Origin of the sequence: Salinisphaera japonica YTM-1, from assembly GCF_003788585.1 — a bacterium.
Taxonomy (GTDB): Bacteria; Pseudomonadota; Gammaproteobacteria; order Nevskiales; family Salinisphaeraceae; genus Salinisphaera; species Salinisphaera japonica.
On sequence record NZ_AYKG01000005.1, the window covers coordinates 25,422 to 44,715 of the forward strand.

Genomic DNA, 19,294 nt, shown 5'->3' on the forward strand with positions numbered 1-19,294 from the left:
CGGCCAGCCGCTGATTTGCCGCGCCAACGCCAGACGTGGCGAAACACACGGTCTGTTGCGCCGTCGGTCAGGCGATCACGTGATCCTTGCGCTTGAAGTTGCGAGCCATGCGCCGAAACATGAAGGTAAAACCGGGAAACATCGCCACCACGCGGCCCGAGCGGCTCTTGTACCAACTGTTGCAACCGCCGTTATGCCAGACGGTACGGGTCATCTCGTCGTGGACGTGCTCGGTATAGCGCGCCTCGGCCTGTGATGTGACCTCGATCTGTTGGACCGAGGCGTCACCGATCACACGCTCAACACAAGCCATGATGTAGTCCATCTGGGCCTCGATCATAAAGATGGCCGAGGTATGGCCAATGCCGGTATTGGGCCCGGTCACGATGAACAGATTGGGAAAATCCGGAATGGTGGTGCCCAGATAGGCGCGCGGATAATCGGCCCAGAAATCAGCCAATGGCTTGTCGTGCCGGCCCACCACGGGGTATGAGATCATGCCGTCGGTCGCGTCGTAGCCCGTGGACCAGACGAGTACATCCAGCTCAATCTCGTGGCCTTGTTTGGTGACCAGCCCGGTGGGGGTGACCTTGGCAATACCGTCATCGGCGTCATGCAGGGTGACGTTATCGCGCGAAAGTGCCGGGTAGAGCGTGTTGGACAGGATGATGCGCTTGCAGCCGATCGTGAAATCCGGCGTGAGCTTGGCCCGTAGCGTGTCGTCGGGCACCTGTTTCTTCAGATGTTTTTCGGCTTTCTTCTGGGCCACCAGATTGAGCATGGCCCGTGAATACTTGAAGCCCACGATGCGCGATTCGAGTGCCAGATAGAGCACGCCGCGCAGCGCCTTGTAGACCGGCTTAAAACCCAGCAGCCAACGTGTGAGGCGCCCAAACTTGCGATCCGGGCGTGGCATGACCCAGTGCGGGGTGCGCTGGAAGACATGCAGGTGGGCCACCTCGCCCGCGATCGCGGGGATCACCTGGGCAGCGCTGGCGCCCGAACCGACGATTGCGACCTTTTTATCGCGATGATCGACATCGTGATGCCAATCGTTGGTATGAAACTGAGCGCCGGCAAACGAGTCGCGGCCCGGCGTTTCCGGAATTTTCGGCGTGGACAGCGGGCCGGACGAATTGATAAGAATCCGGGTATAAAGCGTCGGCCCATCGGTAATTTCGATACGCCAGGTGGCGCTGTCTTCTTCCCAGACCACCTGCTCGACGTTGTGGTTCACCCGTGTTTTTTCACGCAGGCCGTACTTGTCGATGACGTGGTTGGTGTACTCGGCTAGCTCGTCCTGCTCGGCGAACATCTGTGACCAGGGGTAGGGCTCGAACGACAACGAGTACAACGGCGACTGCACGTCGACTGCGGCCCCGGGATAACTGTTCTGGCACCACGTGCCGCCCATGAAATCCCGGCGCTCGAGCATCAGGAAATCGGTGATGCCGCGCTTGATGAGATTGACCGCGGCCGACTGGCCGCCAAAGCCCGTGCCGATGATCACCACCGGCCAGATCTTGTTGCGTGATGCTTGAGACGTCATACGATCACCTCGGCGAATGCGTTCAGACCGATTTGTGCGTCATGGGCCGCGGCGCCATGCCGCGACGACGCATCAACCAGCCCACGACCTTGATACAGGCAGTGGGCAACAGGCGGGTCAGAATATCCTGGGCCCGACCGTCACTGATCATGATGCGAGCGCGATTCTTTTTCATGCCTTTCAGGATGATCGCCGCGGCCTCGTGGCGATCCGTGCCTTTTTGCAGCATACGATGAAAGGCCTGCGTGCTGTCGTTGTGATAATCAGCATTGAGCGTGATGTTCGTGGCCACAGCACCCGGGTGCACGGTGTGCACCTGTACGTGTTCGGCCCCGCGTAGCCGATGCTCGGCGCGCAGGGCATCGGTGAACCCGCGCACGGCGAATTTCGTGGTGCAGTAAGGCACCAGAAACGGCAGGCCCAGAATGCCCTGGCTGCTGGAGAGATTCACGATCGCGCCTTCGCGCGATTTCATGATGTGCGGGTGCGCCAGCAAGGTGGTGTGCACCACGCCCCAGTAATTGATCCGCGTGATGCGCTCGAAGTCCTCGATCGAGAGTTCTTCGAAACCACGATCACCCAGAGCGATACCGGCGTTGTTGATCAGAATATCGATACCGCCGAAACGCGCGACGACATCATCGATAAAACCAGAGACCGCCTCGCGATCGCCGATATCCACTTCGGCGGCGTAGCAGCTGGCCCCGAGTGCTTCAATATCGCGGGTCGTGGCGTCGAGCTTGGCAATATCACAGAAGGCAACCGTGGCCCCGGCCTTGGCAAGTGCCACGCACAAGGCGTTGCCGATGCCGTCGCCGCCGCCACCGGTGACCACCGCGATCTTGTTCTTGAAGCTCTCCATGGGCGCATCGCTCGATCTGACAATAGATCATGTCAGATTAGCCGAAACCCGTAATTTGCACAATTTTCTTTTCACAATGGATTACGGGCAAAAAAACGCCCGACAGAAGCCGGGCGCTCGAATCAGGGATGGTGGACCGCGCGTCTCATGACGACACGCCCTAGGAAGCCGGCGCCGGGCGAAACTCGCCGCTGGACGGCGTGGCCAGGCTGACAAAATAGATCGCCAGAGAGGCCACGAGCACGCCGGGCATGATCTCGTAGACGCCCGGCCCACCCAGAAAGCTCTGGTTCCAGCCGAGCATGATCCAGGTTGCCACCGTGACTGCGCCTGCCACCAGCCCGGCAACCGCGCCGGTGCCCGACATGCCCGACCAGATCAGCGAGAGCACTATCAACGGCCCGAAGGCCGCGCCGAAGCCGGCCCAGGCATGGCTGACCAGGCCCAGCACGTTCGAGCCGGGATCGGTGGCGATGACGGCAGCAATCACGCCGACTACGATCACGCTGACCCGCCCGACGGTCACGCTTTCTTTCTCGCTGGCCTGGCGGCGCAGGAACAGCCGATAGAAATCCTCGGTCAGCGACGAGGAGGCCACCAATAGCTGGCTCGATACCGTGCTCATGATGGCCGCCAGAAGTGCGGCGAACAGAAAACCGGTGATGATTGGGTTGAACAACAGGTCGGCCAGGATGATGAAGATCGTCTCTGAATCATCGATGCTCATGCCGTTACGCTCGGCATATGCCCGCCCGAAAACGCCCAGCGATACCGCGCCGATCAGCGAGATGGCCATCCAGGTCATGCCGATATTGCGTGCCCGTGGCACCTCGCGCACCGAGCGGATCGCCATGAAGCGCACGATGATATGCGGCTGGCCGAAATAACCCAGCCCCCAGGTCACGGCAGACAGCCAGCCTACGACCGTCAGACCCGCGGTCCACGACAGGAAATCGGGATCGATCTGGGCCAGCGTGCTGGCCGCCTGGCCGTAGCCGCCACCACCGCTACCGAACAGCACCACGGCCGGCATGATCACTAGGGCCAGCATCATGATCACGCCCTGGCAGAAATCGGTGAGGCTCACGGCCATGAAACCGCCTACCACGGTATAGGCCAGTACCACGGCGAGCGTGCCCCAGACCCCCACCGAGTAATCGCTGAAAGCGCCGACGTTTACGGCCTCGCCGAAGGCGCTTTGCACCAGCTTGCCGCCGGCTACCAGGCCGGAGGCGGTGTACACCGAAAAGAACACCACGATGATGACCGCCGACACCACCCGCAGGGCCATTGCCCGGCTGGGAAAACGTCGCGACAGAAACTGCGGAATCGTGAGGCTGTTGTCGTAGCGCTCGGTCTGCTCGCGCAGGCGCGGTGCCACGATGATCCAGTTGAACAACGCGCCCACGAACAGCCCGATGCCTATCCAGGCCGAGGCCAGGCCCGAGACATAAAGCGCCCCGGGCAAGCCCAGCAGCAGCCAGCCGCTCATGTCAGAGGCACCCGCTGAGAGCGAGGCCACGGCCGGGCTCAGATTACGCCCGCCAAGCATGTATTGCTCGGACGATGACGTGGAGCGCAGCCACGCATAGATGCCGATGCCGATCATCAGCGTGAAATAGATGAGCAGACTGATCCAGATGCCCGTCGCCATGATGTTCCCCTTCGTAGCCCGTCTGTCGTTAAGACCGAGGCCGCGTGAATGCGACCCCGGAAGCGCCGGTGCGTGCCGTGCGGCCGTGCCGGTGAAGATCCCGAAGGATCAAATCGTTATATAACAGCCCCTAGCTCTCGCGGGCCGGTTCATCATCGGGCGCGCGGTTGATCCGCTGTGGCTCGGGCGTGACGTAGACGTGCGCGGCCGGCTCGTCTTCTTCGAGCGACATGAGCGATGCGTTGCCGCCAGCCGCCGTGGTGTCGCGCGATACGCTGCGCTCGGTGGCAAAACGATGCAGATAATGCGGCCCGCCGGCCTTGGGGCCGGTACCGGACAGGCCCTCGCCGCCGAAGGGATGCACCCCCACCACCGCGCCGATGATGTTGCGATTGACATAGGCGTTGCCCACACGCAGACGCTTCAACACCCGCTCGACCGTGGTATCGATGCGGCTGTGGATACCGAACGTCAGGCCATAGCCGAGGGCGTTGATGTCATCGACCACGCGATCGATATCGCGGGCGGCAAACCGGATGATATGCACGATCGGGCCGAACTGTTCCTCGCCGAGCTGATCGATCGAATCCAGCTCGTAGATTCTGGGTGCAATATACGTGCCGGCGTCGTGAGCGTCGTTCAGCTCGCAGGTGTAGTGGGTTTTGAAGTTCGCATCCGCGTAGGCGGCGTACTCGGCCAGGTTGTCGCGGGCGTTTGCATCGATCACCGGGGTCACGTCGGTGCCCAGCTGCCAGGGATCGCCCACCGAGAGCTCGGCCATCGCGCCCGACAGCATCTCGATCAGGTCATCGGCGATATCGGTCTGGACATACAGCACACGCAAGGCCGAGCAGCGCTGGCCGGCGCTTTGAAAGCCCGAGCGCACCACGTCAGCCACGACCTGCTCGATGAGCGCCGAGGAGTCCACGATCATCGCGTTCTGGCCGCCGGTTTCGGCGATCAACGGGATGATCGGGCCGTCGCGCTCGGCCAGTGTCCGGTTGATTTTCTTGGCCGTGGGCATGGAGCCGGTAAAGGCCACGCCGGCGATACGCGCATCCGCCACCAGCTTGGCGCCGATCTCGCCGGGCCCCGGCAGATAAGCCAGCACATCGCCCGGGAAACCGGCCTCGTGCATCAGCTCGATGGCACGGGCGCCGACCAGACAGGTCTGCTCGGCGGGTTTGGCGATCACGGCGTTGCCTGCGGCCAATGCGGCGGCCACCTGGCCGGAGAAGATGGCCAGCGGAAAGTTCCACGGGCAGATCGCCACAAACACGCCGCGCCCGTAGAGGCCGTAGGTGTTGCGCTCGCCGGTGGGGCCGGGCAACACGGTATCGCCCGAGAACTCGTCCTCGACCTGGACCGCGTAGTAACGACAGAAATCCACGGCCTCACGCACCTCGGCGATGCCGTCGGCGATGTTCTTGCCGGCCTCGCGGGTACACCGGGCGATCAGCTCGCCCATATGCGCTTCCAGCAGATCGGCATAACGACGCAGACACGCCGCGCGCTCGGCGCCGGGCGTGAACGACCATTCGTTGAAGGCGGCCGTCGTGGTGGCCAGGGCCTGTTCCACGTCTTCGTCGTTGGCATGAATCACCTGGCCCACGATCTGATCGGTCTGCGCGGGGTTGGGCACGTTCTGGCCGCGCCCGTCGGCCAGCGTGCTTTGTGCCCGCTCGGGGATCGCCCCGCCGATGATTGGCGCGGCCTGCCAGGTCTGGCCGTCGGCTTCGGCCATGGTGGCGGCCAGTGTTTCCAGATGCCGCAAGTCGGATAGATCCAGACCGCGGGCGTTGGGCCGGCGCTCGCCGTAGAGATCGTGGGGGGCGGCGATACGCGGGTGATGCATGGGCTGTTGCGCGCGCACGGTGGCCACCGGGTCGGCCACGATATCGGCGATCGGCTCGTTCTCATCGACCAGGCGATTGACGAACGAGCTGTTGGCGCCGTTTTCCAGCAGCCGGCGCACGAGATAAGCCAGCAGGTCTTCGTGCGCACCGACCGGCGCATAGATCCGACAGCGCGGGCGCGGGCGGCCGTGTGCGTCGTTCTTTTCGACGATCTCGGAATACAGATCCTCGCCCATGCCATGCAGGCGCTGGAACTCGAAATCACGGCGCTCGCCGGTCAGATACCGGATATAAGCCAGCGTGTGGGCGTTATGCGTGGCGAACTGGCCGAAGAATACGTCCGAGTGATTCAGAATACGCCGCGCACAGGCCATGTACGAGACATCGGTATTGGCCTTGCGCGTGAACACCGGATAGCCGGCCAGCCCGGCTTCCTGGGCGCGCTTGATCTCGGTGTCCCAGTAGGCGCCTTTCACCAGGCGCAGCATGATGCGCCGGTTATGACGCCGGCCCACGGCGGCCAGCCAGTCGATCACGTCCAGCGCGCGTTTCTGATAGGCCTGCAAGGCCAGGCCCAGGCCTTGCCAATCGCCCAGCATGGCATCGCCCGAGGCCATCTCGAAAAGCTCCAGCGACAGATCCAGCCGGTCGGCCTCCTCGGCGTCGATGGTCAGGTTGATATCGTACTTGGCGGCCAGGCGCGCAAGCTGTTGCAGGCGCGGATACAGCTCGGCGATCACGCGCTCGCGGTGGCCCAGCTCGTAGCGGGCATGCAGGGCCGATAGTTTGACCGATACGCCCGGAGCGTCTTCTGGGCCGCGGTCCCGGCTTTCCTCGCCACAGGCCACGATGGCGTTGTGGTAATCGTCGAAATAACGCTTGGCGTCGGCGTCCGTGCGCGCGGCCTCGCCCAGCATGTCGTAAGAGTAGGAATAGCCGCGTTTTTCCAGCGCGCGAGCGTTCTTGATCGCCTCGCGGATGGTGCGGCCCATCACGAACTGATGGCCCATCACGCGCATGGCCCGGCGCACGGCCGAGCGAATGAACGGCTCGCCCGAGCGGCGCACCATGCGTTGCAGCGTGGACCGGAAATTGCGCTCGGGCAGATCATCGCGGCGCAGCATGCGCCCGGTGACCATCAGGCCCCAGGTGGAGGCGTTGACGAACCAGGATTTCGACTCGCCCAGATGGCTTTCCCAGTTCGAGCCGCCGATCTTGTCCTCGATCAGCTTGTCGATGGTTTCGGCATCGGGGATACGCAGCAGCGCCTCGGCCAGGCACATGAGGACGACGCCTTCAGCACTGGAGAGTTCGTATTCGGCCATGAAGGCATCGATACCGCCGCCTTCGGTGGCTTTCTCGCGTACGATCGATACCAGATCGGCCGCACGTTTTTCGACATCCCGGGCCGCGGCGTCATCCAGGGCGGCCACATCCAGCAGCCGGGCGACGTGTTCGGCCTCGTCGATACGATACGTGGCCAGCACATCCTGATAATCGGCGTCCTGATAAAGCGTGGGGGTTGACCATTGCATTCTTGAGACTCCGATAACGCGAGAAAATCGACGGTGGCCGTGTGCAAGGCCGCGACGAGTGAGTCGGGCCAGGCACACGGCATGCCGTATCTCATCGAGCCTAAGGCCCGGGGCGATTGGCGGTGTTGTTTCAGTTTTCTTAAACTTTGTCTCTAATTACAAGAAGATCGGACGACCGTCCGGTCGGGTGCCCTATGAAAGCGTCGACCGACGGCCCAACACGGGCGCGTCTGAATCCGATTCGTCGCGGCTCGGGCGAGCATGCGCATGGCTTTGTCCAGCTGTTGTTCGGCCTGTCGGGCCGGGTTCACTGTGAGCTGGCCGATACGGCCTTCGACGTGGCCGCGGGCGAGATCGGCATCGTGCCGCGCGATGTGCTGCATTATTACGCGGGCGCCAGTGATGACAGCCGGCTGCTGGTCGTGGATGTCGATCTGGGCGACGAAATCATGCAGGCGCTGGCTCGTCTGGCACCGGAAACCGATCTGGAGCGCCTGTTCAACGCCCCGCGGCGCCTGACGGCCTCGGGCGAGTTCTCGTCACTGATCGCCACGGCCAGCCGGCAGCTGGCCGCCGGCGGCCACCCGCTGATCGCCCAGCAGTGGGCCACGCTGTTCGCGGTACAGACCGGCGCCCTCCTGAGCGCGCCGGAGACGCGCGCCCACAACAGGGCCGACAATCGCGCCGAACGCCTCGACGGGCTGGTGGATGCGCGCCTGGCCGTGCCGCCGGATAACGCCGATCTATCGCGTCATCTGGCGATGAGCGGCTCGGCGCTCAACCAGTGGTGTCATCTGGTTTTTGGCATGGCCCCGCAGCAGGTGGTGTTGCGCCGACGCCTGGTCTGGGCACGCCGCTGGCTGATCGAGACACGCCGCCCGATCAGCCAGATCGCCCACGACACCGGCTTTGCCGATGCCCCGACCTTCACCCGCGCGTTCCGACGAGTCTATGCCACCACGCCGGCCGCGCTGCGGCGTGCGTCCGTCGTGTCATAGCGTTTTTTCAGAGGCCACGCCAGCACGCCCAGACGAGCGCGGCCCAGCCGGCGATCAGGCACAGGCCGCCGATCGGCGTGATCGCGCCCAGTACGCGCACGCCGCTGCCCGCCAGCAGATACAGGCTGCCCGAAAAGATCGCGGTGCCCACGATGAAACCGAGCCCGGCCACGTTGATGGCCGGGCCGGTCAGGCCCTGACGCATCATGAGCCCCACGCCGAGCAGCGCCAGCGCGTGATAGAACTGGTACTGCTCGGCCGTATGCCAGATCGCCAGCATATCGGGCGAAATACGGGCCTTGATCGCATGGGCGCCGAACGCCCCCAGACAAACCGCCAGGCCGCCATAAAGCGCGGCGAAGACGAGCACGAGACGGATCACGACACCACCTCTGAGGTATCGATGAACAAGGTGCCCGCGGCCACAGTCACGGCATCGCCGCCGATATGAATACGATCATCGGCGATCCCGCAGGCAAGCGTGCCGCCTCGGGCCGATATCTGGCGGGCGGTCAGTGCTGTCTTGCCCAGCCGTGCCCCCCAGTAGGGGGCCAGCGTGCAATGCGCCGATCCGGTCACCGGGTCTTCATTGATGCCGTGGGCCGGGGCGAAATAGCGCGAGACGAAATCGAGCGTCTCGTCATCGGCCTGTCCGGCGTCTGCCGGCGCGGTCGCGATCACGCCGTGATTGGTGCCGGCCAGGGCACGGGCCAGCGCCGCGAAATCGGGCGTAAGTGCGGCCACGGTGTCGGGCGAAGCGAACACGGCCACATAGTTGCTGGCGATTTGCCATTCCTCCGGTGTGGCCCCCAGCGCGCTGGCGACGGCGGTCAGATCGTCATCACAGGGCGTGGGCGCGTCCGCCGGCAGGTTGAGCCAGAGCCGGCCGTCGGTTTGTTCGACATAAAGCTCACCGGCCTGTTCTGTCGTAAACGTCAGCGGGGCTGCGAAATCCGTGCGCTCGGTGAGCAGTACATGGGCGGTGGCCAGCGTGGCATGGCCACACAGCTCGACCTCGCAGGTCGGCGTGAACCAGCGCAAATGACCGCTGCTGGCCGAGTCGGGCACGACAAATGCGGTTTCGGCCAGATTATGCTCGGCGGCGATGGCCTGCAGGCGCTCGTCGTCCAGCCAGTCGTCGAGCACATAGACAGCCGCGGGGTTGCCGGCAAAGGCATGGCGTGTGAAGGCATCGACCTGGTGATAGGCCAGGTGCGCGGTCAGGGATTCGGTCATGGGCGTGTCATGTAGTCTTGTTAACTCGCACATTGGTTTTGTGCATCTTTAGTCTGAGTCTCGCATGAGTGAAACCCCTGACGTACCCGCCCCGAGTGCTTTCGATGCCCCCGAGCTGTTCATCAACCGCGAGTTGTCGCTGCTCGAGTTCAATGATCGGGTGCTTGAACAGGCGATCGATACGGGCGTGCCGCTGCTTGAGCGGCTGAAGTTCCTGTGTATCTCCTCGACCAATCTGGACGAGTTCTTCGAGGTGCGCGTGGCCGGGCTCAAACAAAAGGCCGAGCTGTCCAATCCGCCCACCGATGCCGACTCGCGCTCGCCGCGCGAGGTGCTGCGCGCGGTCTCCCAGCGCACGCATACCCTGGTCGACAAGCAGTACCAGACGCTCAACAAGGCCCTGATCCCGGCGCTGGAAGCCGAGAACATCCGGTTTCTGCGGCGTGCGGAATGGAAGCCCGAGCAGCGCGCCTGGCTGGATCGCTACTTCGAGGAAGAGCTGTTGCCGGTGATCAGCCCGATCGGCCTGGACCCGGCGCATCCGTTTCCGCGCATTCTGAACAAGTCGCTGAACTTCATCGTGGATCTGGACGGCACCGATGCCTTCGGGCGCAAGATCGCGCATGCGGTGGTCCAGGCCCCCAGAGCGCTGCCGCGGGTGATCCAGCTGCCACCGAGTGAGACCGACAGCGGCCCGTACGATTTCGTCTTTCTGTCGTCGGTGATCCACGAGCATGTGGGCGATCTGTTTCCCAGCATGGATGCCCGTGGCTGCTATCAGTTCCGGGTGACCCGCAACTCGGATCTGTATGTCGATGAAGAAGAGGTCGAGGATCTGCTGCGCGCGGTCGAGGGCGAGCTACCGGGCCGGCGCTACGGCGACTGTGTGCGCCTGGAGGTGGCCCACAACTGCCCGGAAAAACTCAGCGATTATCTGTTGGGCCGGTTTCTGCTCTCCAAGGACGATCTGTACCAGGTCAACGGTCCGGTCAACGTCAACCGCCTGATGTCGGTGCTGGACGCGGTGGACCGTCCGGATCTGAAATATCCGGCGTTTTCGCCGCGCCTGCCGCAGTTGATGAGCCCCTCGGGGGATATCTTTGCCGCGATTCGCGACGAAGACGTGCTGCTGCATCACCCGTTCGATTCGTTTTTGCCGGTCATTGAATTCGTGCGGCGTGCCGGCGAAGACCCGCATGTGCTGGCGATCAAGCAGACGCTGTATCGCACCGGCCCGGAATCCGCGGTGGTCGATGCCCTGGTGGGTGCGGCCAAGGCCGGCAAGGAAGTCACGGTGGTGGTCGAGCTGCGGGCCCGCTTTGATGAGGCCGACAATATCGCGCTGGCCAATCGCCTGCAGGCCGCCGGTGCGCATATCGTCTATGGCGTGGTGGGTTACAAGACCCACGCCAAGATGACGCTGATCGTACGCCGCGAGACCGATGGCCTGGTCAATTACGTGCATCTGGGCACGGGCAACTATCATCCCAAGACCGCACGGCTGTATACCGATTACGGCCTGTTTTCCTGTGATCCGGCACTGGGCAATGACGTCCACGAGATGTTTCTGCAGCTCACGAGCCTGGGTAAGGTATCGGGCATGGCGCGCATCATCGATGCGCCGTTTCGGCTGCACGCGGCCATTCTCGAAAAGATCGCCCGCGAGGCCGACAACGCCGCGGCCGGCAAGCCGGCACGGATCGTGGCCAAGATGAATTCGCTGGTCGAGCCGCAGGCGATTCGTGCGCTGTACGCCGCCTCCTGTGCCGGGGTGCAGATCGACCTGGTGGTGCGGGGGATCTGTTGCCTGCGCCCGGGCGTTTCGGGCGTGTCGGAAAATATCCGTGTGCGCTCGATCGTGGGGCGGTTTCTCGAACACACGCGGGTCTTTCATTTTGCGGGTGGTGGCGCGCCCGAAATCTATCTGGCCAGTGCCGACTGGATGGATCGTAACTTCTTTCGTCGCGTGGAGACCTGTTTCCCCGTCGAACGGGGGCCATTGTATGATCGGGTCGAGCGCGAGCTGTCGCTGTATCTGGCCGATAACAGCAACGCCTGGCTACTGGGCGCGGACGGCACTTATACGCCGGCCCAGCCCGGCGATGACGAAGAGCTGGCCGTACAGCGACGTTTGATGGAGGGGCCGGGGTGAGCACAGCGCATGGCATATTCAGGGGATCGGTGCCGGCCCGCTGTGGTCTATTGATACCCAAGGCGATCGACACGCGTCGATCGATGCGTTCCCGCGGCAGGTAATCGCCCGCCGCCCAACCAGTGATGCACAGCCTATGAAACTTTGGAAACGGGCAGGCGCGATTCTGTGCCTGATGGCCATGACGGCCGTAACGACGGCCCAGGCCGATATCGCCGAAAACGATGCCGCACAGCGCCTGGATGATGCCACCAGCGTGTTGCAGCAGTTCGTCAACATCCCGGAAAACGCGGTGCCGCAGGCGCTGTTGCGCCAGGCCTACGGCGTGGCCGTGATTCCCAGCGTGTTCAAGATCAGCTTTTTGGGCGGCGTGCAGCGCGGCAAGGGCGTGCTCGCGGTACGCACCCGCGACGGCGGCTGGTCGGATCCAAGCTTCATCACGTTGACCGGCGGGTCCGTGGGCTTTCAGGCCGGCGTGTCCTCGACCGATATCATTCTGGTGTTCAAGACCCAGCGCAGCGTGGACCGGATCGCCGACGGCCAGATCAGCCTGGGCGGCGATGCCTCGGTGGCTGCCGGGCCCGTCGGGCGCAGCGTGGGGGCGTCGACCAACATGAGCTTCGATGCCGAGGTCTATTCCTACTCGCGCTCACGCGGCCTGTTCGGCGGTGTATCGCTGGGCGGGGCCCGGCTTGGTATCGACAAGGACGCCAACTGGCTGTTCTATAACGAGCCGGGTATCGAGGCTCGCACGCTGCTGCGTCGTGATACCGGCCAGTCGCTGCCGCAGGCCGGCCAGCGGTTTGTCTATACGCTGAACCAGTACATGCCGCCCTCGAACGACAAGTTCAATTACGACAGCAACACCGGCGGCGGGCAGCAGACGGCCCCGGCGACGAACCCGTCCAGCGGCGATGCGTCGGGTCGGTCGTCGTCGGACAACAGCCTCAACCAGCGCCAGAACCAGAGCAACAATCTGTCCGGCCAGACCCAGCCCTACAACAGCGGCAACGCCGGCAACGGCATCACCGTGCAGCAGGGCGCCAACGATTCGGGGTATCAGGGTACCGGGGCGACCTCGGACTACACCGGCGATTCCTCGACGTATCGCAGTGCCGATCAGCAGTAGGCATCACCCGGGCCGCGGCCTGTCCCGGCGCAACACATGAAAGGCGTGCTGCGCTGGGGACTGGCGCTGATCGTGCTGGCAGCTCTGGCGCCGGGGCTGTTGTTGCTGGCTTTTCGGTTCGTGGATCCGCCGACCACGGCGTTCATGACCCATGCGCGCCAGCAGTTTGCTGACCAAGGCCAGGCCAGCACGCTGTATCAGCACTGGGTGCCGATCGAGAATATCGCAGCTTGTATGCCCCTGGCCGTGGTGGCCAGCGAGGATCAGACCTTTCCGGATCATCACGGCTTTGCCTGGAACGCGATCGAAAAAGCCCTGGCGGCCAACGCTCGTGGCAAGGGTATGCGCGGGGCCAGCACCCTCACCCAGCAGACGGCAAAGAACCTGTTTCTGTGGCCGGCACGGTCTTATATCCGCAAGGGTATCGAGGCTTATGTCACGGTCTGGATGACGCTGGTCTGGCCGAAATCCCGTGTGCTGGAGGTCTATCTCAACGTGGCCCAGTTTGGCCCGCGCGTGTTCGGGGTGGATCAGGCCGCACGCCGGTTTTTCAATCGCGCACCGGGCACGCTCACCCCGCGTCAGTGTGCATCGCTGGCGGCCGTGCTGCCTGCCCCCACGGCATACGATGCCGCGCATCCCAGCGGGCATGTGGCCAGCCGTATCGACTGGATCCAGGGCCAGATGCGCAATCTGGGCGCCGCTTATCTCGACTCGGTACTGAAACCGTGAACGCACTACACTGCGCCTCGTTTTTCATGATCGTATCGATATGCTGACCACCAGCGCGTTCAAGCCGGCTTTCTGGCTGGCCAATCCGCATGCTCAAACGGTGTTTGCGGCCAAGGCCAGGCCGATGCCGCGTTTGTCGCCCCGCGCCGAGCGGCTCGAGCTGGCCGACGGCGATTTTCTCGATCTGTCGTGGATCGAGCGTGCCGACACGCCGGCCGAGGCGCCGGTGGTCATTGTGCTGCACGGGCTGACGGGCTCGCTCGACTCGAAATATGCGCGTGGGCTGCTGGCGCGTATCGATGCCCACGGCGGGCGCGGCGTGCTGCTGCATTTTCGTGGCTCGGCGGTGCCCAATCGTCTGCCCCGGGCGTATCACTCGGGCGAGACGCGCGATCTGGCTTATGTCATCGATCATGTACGCCGCACATATCCGGGCGCGCCGCTGGCCGGCGTGGGCTACAGCCTGGGCGGCAACGTGCTGCTGAAATATCTGGGCGAGCAGGGGGAGCGCTCGCCGCTGGCCTGTGCCACGGCGGTGTCGGTGCCTTATGATCTGGCGGCCTGTGGCCAGGCGATCAAGCAGGGCTTGTCGCGTTTTTATCAGGCGCATCTGCTGGCTGGTATGCGCGCGGTGGTACGCGCCAAGCAGGCGGCCGGGGTCTATGCCGGCGGTGTCGTCTTGCCCGAGCTGGACGGGCTGACCGATTTCGCCAGCTTCGATGATGCCGTGACCGCACCACTGAACGGCTTTGTCGATGCCGCCGATTACTATGCCCGCTCGAGCAGCCGCGGCTTCCTGGGGGCGATCCGTACGCCGACATTGATGCTGCACGCCCGGGATGATCCGTTCATGTCGCCGTCGGTCGTGCCGGGCGAGGACGAGCTCTCCGATGCCCTGCGTCTGGAAGTGTCCGCCGGCGGCGGCCATGTCGGTTTCGTGGCCGGTGATCGGCTGGGCCGGCCGGTGTACTGGCTCGAGCAGCGGATTCCGGCGTATCTGCGTGCGTACCTGCCGGGGTTCGAGCCGCGTGTGGCGGCCTCGGTTGTCCCCACGCCCTGAGCGTCGTGTCGGATCTGCGGATCGTTGTTCCCACGCTCGACGAGGCCGAGACGTTGCCGGGCCTGCTCGCGGATCTGGCCGCGCAACGCGGTGTTGATTTCGAGGTCGTGATTGCCGATGGCGGCTCACGCGATGCGACCGTGGCCATCGCCCGGGCCGACGGGCGGCGCTGTATCGAGTGCGCGCCCGGCCGGGGCCATCAGATGAATCAGGGGGCTTTGGATTTCACCGGCCGCTGGCTGTTGTTCCTGCACGCCGATACGCGCCTGGTCAGTATCGACCAGCTGGCTGACGCGGTAGCCGCGCTGGCCGGCGCACCCGAGACCACGGCCGGTCACTTCGCGCTTTCCTTTGCGCTGGACGGCGTGCCGGCGCGCGGTTTGTTGTATCGCTACATGGCGGCCAAGACCCGAACCAATCGGCGCCATACCATCAACGGCGACCAGGGCTGTCTGATTCGTCGCGGGTTTTTCATGGCCCTGGGCGGTTACGACACGCAGCTGTCGTTTCTCGAGGATCAACGCCTGGCCGGACGCATACACGACGCCGGGCACTGGCAGCTTCTGCCTCACGCGGTGATCACCTCGGCGCGCCGCTTCGAGCGCGAGGGCCGCCTGCGGCGTTATGCGCTGATGGGCCTGATCATGGCCATGTACGTCGGTGAGCTGGAGACCTTTTTCACCACCGCCGATACGATCTATGCCCCGCAGAGCACGACCGGACGGCTGCAACTCGCCCCGTATTTCAAGCACGCGCTGGCGGTCATCGAGGCCGCTGGCCCGGCGCGTGGCGCCTGTGCGCTTTGGCATATTGCCGGTGTTGTCCACGGCGAGGCCTGGCAGCTGCGTCTAGCGTTTGTCGTGGCGCTGGGCCGGGGCGCGGACGCCGAGGGCCCGGCGAAACTCGCCCGCGGGGCACGGTCTCTGTCATCCTCGGCGCTGGCACAACCTGTGCACGTTACAGCACATGTTGTTTTATTCTTCGCGTTGGCAGTCGCGGTCTTTGGCCCGCTGGCCTGTCTGCGTCTATTTTCGGGCGGGCGCGTGCGCCGGCCTTGATTGCGAGGGGTCAATGACCGACCGGATTGATGCGCCGACCTGGTCGGCCGAACAGTATCGTCGTTGCCTGGAGGGCGCGCTGGGCGTGCCGTTCGTGGGGGGCAACAAGGTCGATGTGCTGGTCAACGGCGATCGTATCTTTCCGCCGATGATCGAGGCCATCGAGGCCGCCGAACACACGGTCGAGTTTCTTACCTTCATCTACTGGCAGGGCGATGTCGCCAGCCGAATCGGCCAGGCCCTGGCCGATCGGGCACGGGCCGGGGTGGCCGTGCGCGTGCTGCTCGATGCCTTCGGCGCGCAATGGATGCAGCAAGAGGTGATCGACCACCTGCGCGAGGCCGGCGTCGAGATCGCCTGGTTTCGGCCCAAGGCACGCTGGCGCGTCTGGCAGATCGATAACCGCACCCATCGCAAGATACTGGTGGTGGATGATCGCGTGGGCTTCACCGGCGGCGTGGGCATAGCCGCGGAATGGGAGGGCGATACCCGTAACCCCGACGAATGGCGCGAGACACACTTTCGTATCGAGGGCCCGGCCGTGGACGGGCTACGCGCGGCCTTTGTCTCCAACTGGGTGGAGGCCGGGCGTGCCGGCCATGATCTGTTTCGGGCACTGGCACCGCAGCCCATGGCCGGGGATATCGCGCTCCAGGTGATCCGTACCTCGGCCGCCGTGGCCTATAGCGACGTAGCCACGATCTTTCGCCTGGCGCTGACCGTGAGCCAGCGTCGCCTGCGTGTGGCTACCGGGTATTTCGTGCCCGACGAAGCACTCATGACGCTCATGGAAGAGGCCGTGGGGCGGGGCGTGGTCATCGACGTGCTCATGCCCGGCCCACACAACGATTCCCGGGTGGCCACGATGGCCGCCGAGGCCACGTTCGAGCGCTTGAGCGCGGCCGGGATCAATCTGTATCGCTTCCAGCCGTCGATGATGCACACCAAGACCGTGCTCATTGATGAGCAGGTCGTCATCGTGGGCTCGGCCAATTTCAATCATCGCTCGATGGGCAAGGATGACGAGATCGTGGTCACCGCGGTGGATGCCGGACTGGCTCGCCGGATGTCCGATGACTACGACCATGACCTGACCCGCTCGAAACACATCACCCACGCCGAATGGGTCAAGCGTGGATTGTGGCAGCGCCTGCGCGAGTGGTTGGGCTCGCGTCTGGCCTCCCAGGCCTGAACCCCGTCGGGGGCGTGGCTGCTACTGCAGCCACCGCCCCTGACGACACGTCATAGGGCCTGTTGCCGTTTCATGCGAGCCCGCGCCAAGCGCTGTTTTGCGGCAAGACGAGGCGTAGCCCACTTAGCGTGTCATTCTGCGCTAGTGGGCTGGAACGCTGTATTGCCGCAAAAAAGCGCTTGTCCCAAAGGGTTGGGCCGCCCATAAAAATTAACGATGGGCGCCCTGACTGCGTTGCGAGTCTTGATCGTGACACGCCACGATGCGGCGACTCGCGCCTTGCAGGACACGATTTGCGGTCTCCAACACGGCGCTCGCATGAAACGGCAACAGGCCCTAGATCGCGTCGCGGTCGGTTTCGCCGGTACGGATCCGAATCACCTGCTCCAGATGGGTGACAAAGATCTTGCCGTCGCCGATCTGACCGGTCTTGGCCGCGCCGATGACGGCATCGACCACGGCATCCACGCGTTCGTCGTCCACCGCGATCTCGAGTTTGACCTTGGGCAGGAAATCCACGGCGTACTCAGCGCCGCGATACAGCTCGGTGTGGCCTTTCTGGCGCCCGAAGCCGCGGACTTCGCTCATGGTCGTGCCGTGCACGCCGATCTCGGCGAGTGCCTCGCGTACGTCGTCCAATCGAAACGGCTTGATGACCGCAGTGACCATTTTCATGTCTCGTCTCCCTCGACGAAAGTGTGTTCGTCGTCGGCCGAACCCGGTGTCCGGCCACGACTATCATGCATGCTATAGATCATAACCGCGTTCTTCGTGCTCGCTGATATCCAGACCGATATCTTCTTCTTCCTGTCCGATACGCAGGCCCACCACGGCGCCGATGATCTTGAGCAGCGCCCAGGTCGCGACCGCCGTGTACACAAGTACCGCGATCAGCCCGATGAACTGAACGCCCAGCTGGCCGCCGATGCCTGACACTGCATCCGACAGACCATAGCCCGAAAACGGGCCCAGCGTGGTCGCGGCGAACACGCCGGCCAGGATCGTACCCAGCATGCCGCCCACGCCGTGTACTGGAAACACATCCAGTGAATCATCGATGCGCAGGGTGCGCTCGACGAACAACGTGGCCACGAAACACACCCAGCCCGCGGCCAGGCCGATCACGATCGCTCCGGCCGGGCCGACATAGCCGGCCGCCGGCGTGATCGTACCCAGGCCCGCGACCATGCCGGTCACGATACCCAGCACGCTGGGCTTGCCGAAACGGATCCACTCCGAGGCCATCCAGGCGATACAGCCGGCGGCGGCGGCCAGGTGGGTGACCAGCATGGCGGTCACGCCCTGGGCGTTGGCGGCCAGCGCCGAGCCGCCGTTGAAACCGAACCAGCCGACCCAGAGCATGCCCGCACCTGAAACCGTCATGGTCAGGTTGTGCGGGGCCATCGCGCGTTTCTGAAAGCCGGCCCGCGGGCCGAGAACGACCGCGCCCACGAGTGCGGCCACGCCGGCGGTGATATGCACCACGGTGCCGCCGGCGAAATCCAGCATGCCCATCTGGCCGAGCCAGCCGCCACCCCAGACCCAGTGCACGACCGGCACATAGACCACGAGCAGCCAGAGCGAGGAGAACCAGAGCAGGGCAGAAAACCGCAGCCGCTCGGCAAACCCGCCGATGATCAGCGCCGGCGTGATCACGGCGAACGTCATCTGATACAGCACGAACAACAGCGCGGGGATCGTGCCGTTGACGTCGTCACGCCCGATACCCATCAAGAACACGTTGGACAGATCGCCGATGAAGGCGCCGCTGCCGGAGAACGCCAGCGAATACCCCACGGCGAACCAGAGCAACGAGGCCACCGCACAGATGGCGAAACACTGCATCAGCACGGACAGCACGTTGCGCGAGCGCACCAGCCCGCCATAAAACAGCGCCAGGCCGGGCAGGGTCATGAACAGCACGAGAGCGGTGGAGATCATCACCCAGGCCGTATCGGCCTTGTCTATCTCGTCGCCCTGGGCCCAGGCAGGGCAGGTCACGAAAGCAGCAAGCAGCAGAACGAGAAGCCGAAGCCGCCCACGAGATAGAAGAAACGACATGAGAACGCAGGATGCACAAGTTTGGGTCGGATTATAGCGATGGTCCGTAGGGCAACGACAAATCGGCCTGTAAGTGCCAGTAAACTGCACTATGACAGCGCGTCTGCGTTATTTTCGTGCAGGCCTGCGGCCGTTCGGCCATGTTCGCGTATTCACGGCCTGTCCAATCCCGCCAGACACGAAAAAGCCCCGTCGAAACGGGGCTGATCGTATTGCGACC

The 19,294-nt window shown here is 64.0% G+C and carries 15 protein-coding genes; 7 read left to right on the top strand and 8 right to left on the bottom strand.

The window, feature by feature from the left end; genetic code table 11:
- Positions 1 to 67: 67 nt before the first annotated feature.
- From SAJA_RS02640 to putA, 4 genes are all read right to left on the bottom strand, one after another.
- Positions 68 to 1,549, bottom strand: coding sequence for a flavin-containing monooxygenase (locus SAJA_RS02640; RefSeq protein ID WP_123657106.1), 1,482 nt, complete (start codon positions 1,547 to 1,549; stop codon positions 68 to 70).
- A gap of 22 nt (positions 1,550 to 1,571) precedes the next feature.
- On the bottom strand, positions 1,572 to 2,411 hold the full coding sequence (locus SAJA_RS02645; RefSeq protein ID WP_123657107.1) for an SDR family NAD(P)-dependent oxidoreductase: 840 nt from the start codon (positions 2,409 to 2,411) through the stop codon (positions 1,572 to 1,574).
- A 160-nt stretch (positions 2,412 to 2,571) separates the two neighbouring features.
- Positions 2,572 to 4,065 (bottom strand): sodium/proline symporter PutP, encoded by a 1,494-nt coding sequence (putP, locus tag SAJA_RS02650; protein WP_123657108.1) that lies wholly within the window; start codon positions 4,063 to 4,065, stop codon positions 2,572 to 2,574.
- A 130-nt stretch (positions 4,066 to 4,195) separates the two neighbouring features.
- Positions 4,196 to 7,456 (bottom strand): bifunctional proline dehydrogenase/L-glutamate gamma-semialdehyde dehydrogenase PutA, encoded by a 3,261-nt coding sequence (putA, locus tag SAJA_RS02655; protein WP_123657109.1) that lies wholly within the window; start codon positions 7,454 to 7,456, stop codon positions 4,196 to 4,198.
- A gap of 194 nt (positions 7,457 to 7,650) precedes the next feature.
- Between putA and SAJA_RS02660 the strand changes: the two genes are divergently transcribed.
- Positions 7,651 to 8,454, top strand: a complete 804-nt coding sequence (locus SAJA_RS02660) for a helix-turn-helix transcriptional regulator (protein WP_123657110.1) — start codon at positions 7,651 to 7,653, stop codon at positions 8,452 to 8,454.
- A gap of 7 nt (positions 8,455 to 8,461) precedes the next feature.
- On the opposite strand, the gene SAJA_RS02665 is transcribed toward SAJA_RS02660, so the two are convergent.
- On the bottom strand, positions 8,462 to 8,836 hold the full coding sequence (locus tag SAJA_RS02665; RefSeq protein ID WP_123657111.1) for a DUF423 domain-containing protein: 375 nt from the start codon (positions 8,834 to 8,836) through the stop codon (positions 8,462 to 8,464).
- A complete protein-coding gene (locus SAJA_RS02670) occupies positions 8,833 to 9,690 on the bottom strand; it encodes a PhzF family phenazine biosynthesis protein (RefSeq protein ID WP_123657112.1) in 858 nt (285 codons plus the stop codon). Before SAJA_RS02670 ends, SAJA_RS02665 begins: the two co-directional genes overlap by 4 nt.
- 64 nt (positions 9,691 to 9,754) lie before the next feature.
- On the opposite strand from SAJA_RS02670, the gene ppk1 reads away from it, so the two are divergent.
- From ppk1 to SAJA_RS02700, 6 genes are all read left to right on the top strand, one after another.
- Complete coding sequence (ppk1, locus tag SAJA_RS02675; RefSeq protein WP_123657113.1) at positions 9,755 to 11,842, top strand: polyphosphate kinase 1; 2,088 nt, start codon at positions 9,755 to 9,757, stop codon at positions 11,840 to 11,842.
- 136 nt (positions 11,843 to 11,978) lie between these two features.
- Positions 11,979 to 12,971 (top strand): lipid-binding SYLF domain-containing protein, encoded by a 993-nt coding sequence (locus SAJA_RS02680; RefSeq protein WP_221180096.1) that lies wholly within the window; start codon positions 11,979 to 11,981, stop codon positions 12,969 to 12,971.
- A gap of 36 nt (positions 12,972 to 13,007) precedes the next feature.
- The gene (gene mtgA / locus SAJA_RS02685) at positions 13,008 to 13,703 is read left to right on the top strand and encodes a monofunctional biosynthetic peptidoglycan transglycosylase (protein WP_123657114.1); all 696 of its coding nucleotides are present in this window, start codon (positions 13,008 to 13,010) and stop codon (positions 13,701 to 13,703) included.
- 40 nt (positions 13,704 to 13,743) lie between these two features.
- Positions 13,744 to 14,763: a hydrolase gene (locus SAJA_RS02690; RefSeq protein WP_123657115.1), complete on the top strand. Its 1,020-nt coding sequence runs from the start codon at positions 13,744 to 13,746 to the stop codon at positions 14,761 to 14,763.
- Between the two features lie 5 nt (positions 14,764 to 14,768).
- Entirely contained in the window at positions 14,769 to 15,821 is a 1,053-nt protein-coding gene (locus SAJA_RS02695; RefSeq protein ID WP_184999714.1) for a TIGR04283 family arsenosugar biosynthesis glycosyltransferase, read from the top strand.
- A 13-nt stretch (positions 15,822 to 15,834) separates the two neighbouring features.
- A complete protein-coding gene (locus SAJA_RS02700; RefSeq protein WP_123657117.1) occupies positions 15,835 to 17,013 on the top strand; it encodes a phospholipase D-like domain-containing protein in 1,179 nt (392 codons plus the stop codon).
- Between the two features lie 336 nt (positions 17,014 to 17,349).
- Here the strand turns inward: SAJA_RS02700 and SAJA_RS02705 are convergent, their stop codons facing one another.
- Both SAJA_RS02705 and SAJA_RS02710 read right to left on the bottom strand, forming a co-directional pair.
- The gene (locus SAJA_RS02705) at positions 17,350 to 17,688 is read right to left on the bottom strand and encodes a P-II family nitrogen regulator (RefSeq protein ID WP_123657118.1); all 339 of its coding nucleotides are present in this window, start codon (positions 17,686 to 17,688) and stop codon (positions 17,350 to 17,352) included.
- 72 nt (positions 17,689 to 17,760) lie between these two features.
- The gene (locus tag SAJA_RS02710; protein ID WP_123657119.1) at positions 17,761 to 19,074 is read right to left on the bottom strand and encodes an ammonium transporter; all 1,314 of its coding nucleotides are present in this window, start codon (positions 19,072 to 19,074) and stop codon (positions 17,761 to 17,763) included.
- Between the last annotated feature and the right edge of the window lie 220 nt (positions 19,075 to 19,294).

What these genes read in the sequence shown, in the direction of transcription:
- SAJA_RS02640 (WP_123657106.1), bottom strand. Translation starts at nt 1,549, where the DNA reads ATGACGTCTCAAGCATCACGCAACAAGATCTGGCCGGTGGTGATCATC.
- SAJA_RS02645 (WP_123657107.1), bottom strand. Translation starts at nt 2,411, where the DNA reads ATGGAGAGCTTCAAGAACAAGATCGCGGTGGTCACCGGTGGCGGCGGC.
- putP (WP_123657108.1), bottom strand. Translation starts at nt 4,065, where the DNA reads ATGGCGACGGGCATCTGGATCAGTCTGCTCATCTATTTCACGCTGATG.
- putA (WP_123657109.1), bottom strand. Translation starts at nt 7,456, where the DNA reads ATGCAATGGTCAACCCCCACGCTTTATCAGGACGCCGATTATCAGGAT.
- SAJA_RS02660 (WP_123657110.1), top strand. Translation starts at nt 7,651, where the DNA reads ATGAAAGCGTCGACCGACGGCCCAACACGGGCGCGTCTGAATCCGATT.
- SAJA_RS02670 (WP_123657112.1), bottom strand. Translation starts at nt 9,690, where the DNA reads ATGACCGAATCCCTGACCGCGCACCTGGCCTATCACCAGGTCGATGCC.
- ppk1 (WP_123657113.1), top strand. Translation starts at nt 9,755, where the DNA reads ATGAGTGAAACCCCTGACGTACCCGCCCCGAGTGCTTTCGATGCCCCC.
- SAJA_RS02680 (WP_221180096.1), top strand. Translation starts at nt 11,979, where the DNA reads ATGAAACTTTGGAAACGGGCAGGCGCGATTCTGTGCCTGATGGCCATG.
- mtgA (WP_123657114.1), top strand. Translation starts at nt 13,008, where the DNA reads ATGAAAGGCGTGCTGCGCTGGGGACTGGCGCTGATCGTGCTGGCAGCT.
- SAJA_RS02690 (WP_123657115.1), top strand. Translation starts at nt 13,744, where the DNA reads ATGCTGACCACCAGCGCGTTCAAGCCGGCTTTCTGGCTGGCCAATCCG.
- SAJA_RS02700 (WP_123657117.1), top strand. Translation starts at nt 15,835, where the DNA reads ATGACCGACCGGATTGATGCGCCGACCTGGTCGGCCGAACAGTATCGT.
- SAJA_RS02705 (WP_123657118.1), bottom strand. Translation starts at nt 17,688, where the DNA reads ATGAAAATGGTCACTGCGGTCATCAAGCCGTTTCGATTGGACGACGTA.
- SAJA_RS02710 (WP_123657119.1), bottom strand. Translation starts at nt 19,074, where the DNA reads ATGTCGTTTCTTCTATCTCGTGGGCGGCTTCGGCTTCTCGTTCTGCTG.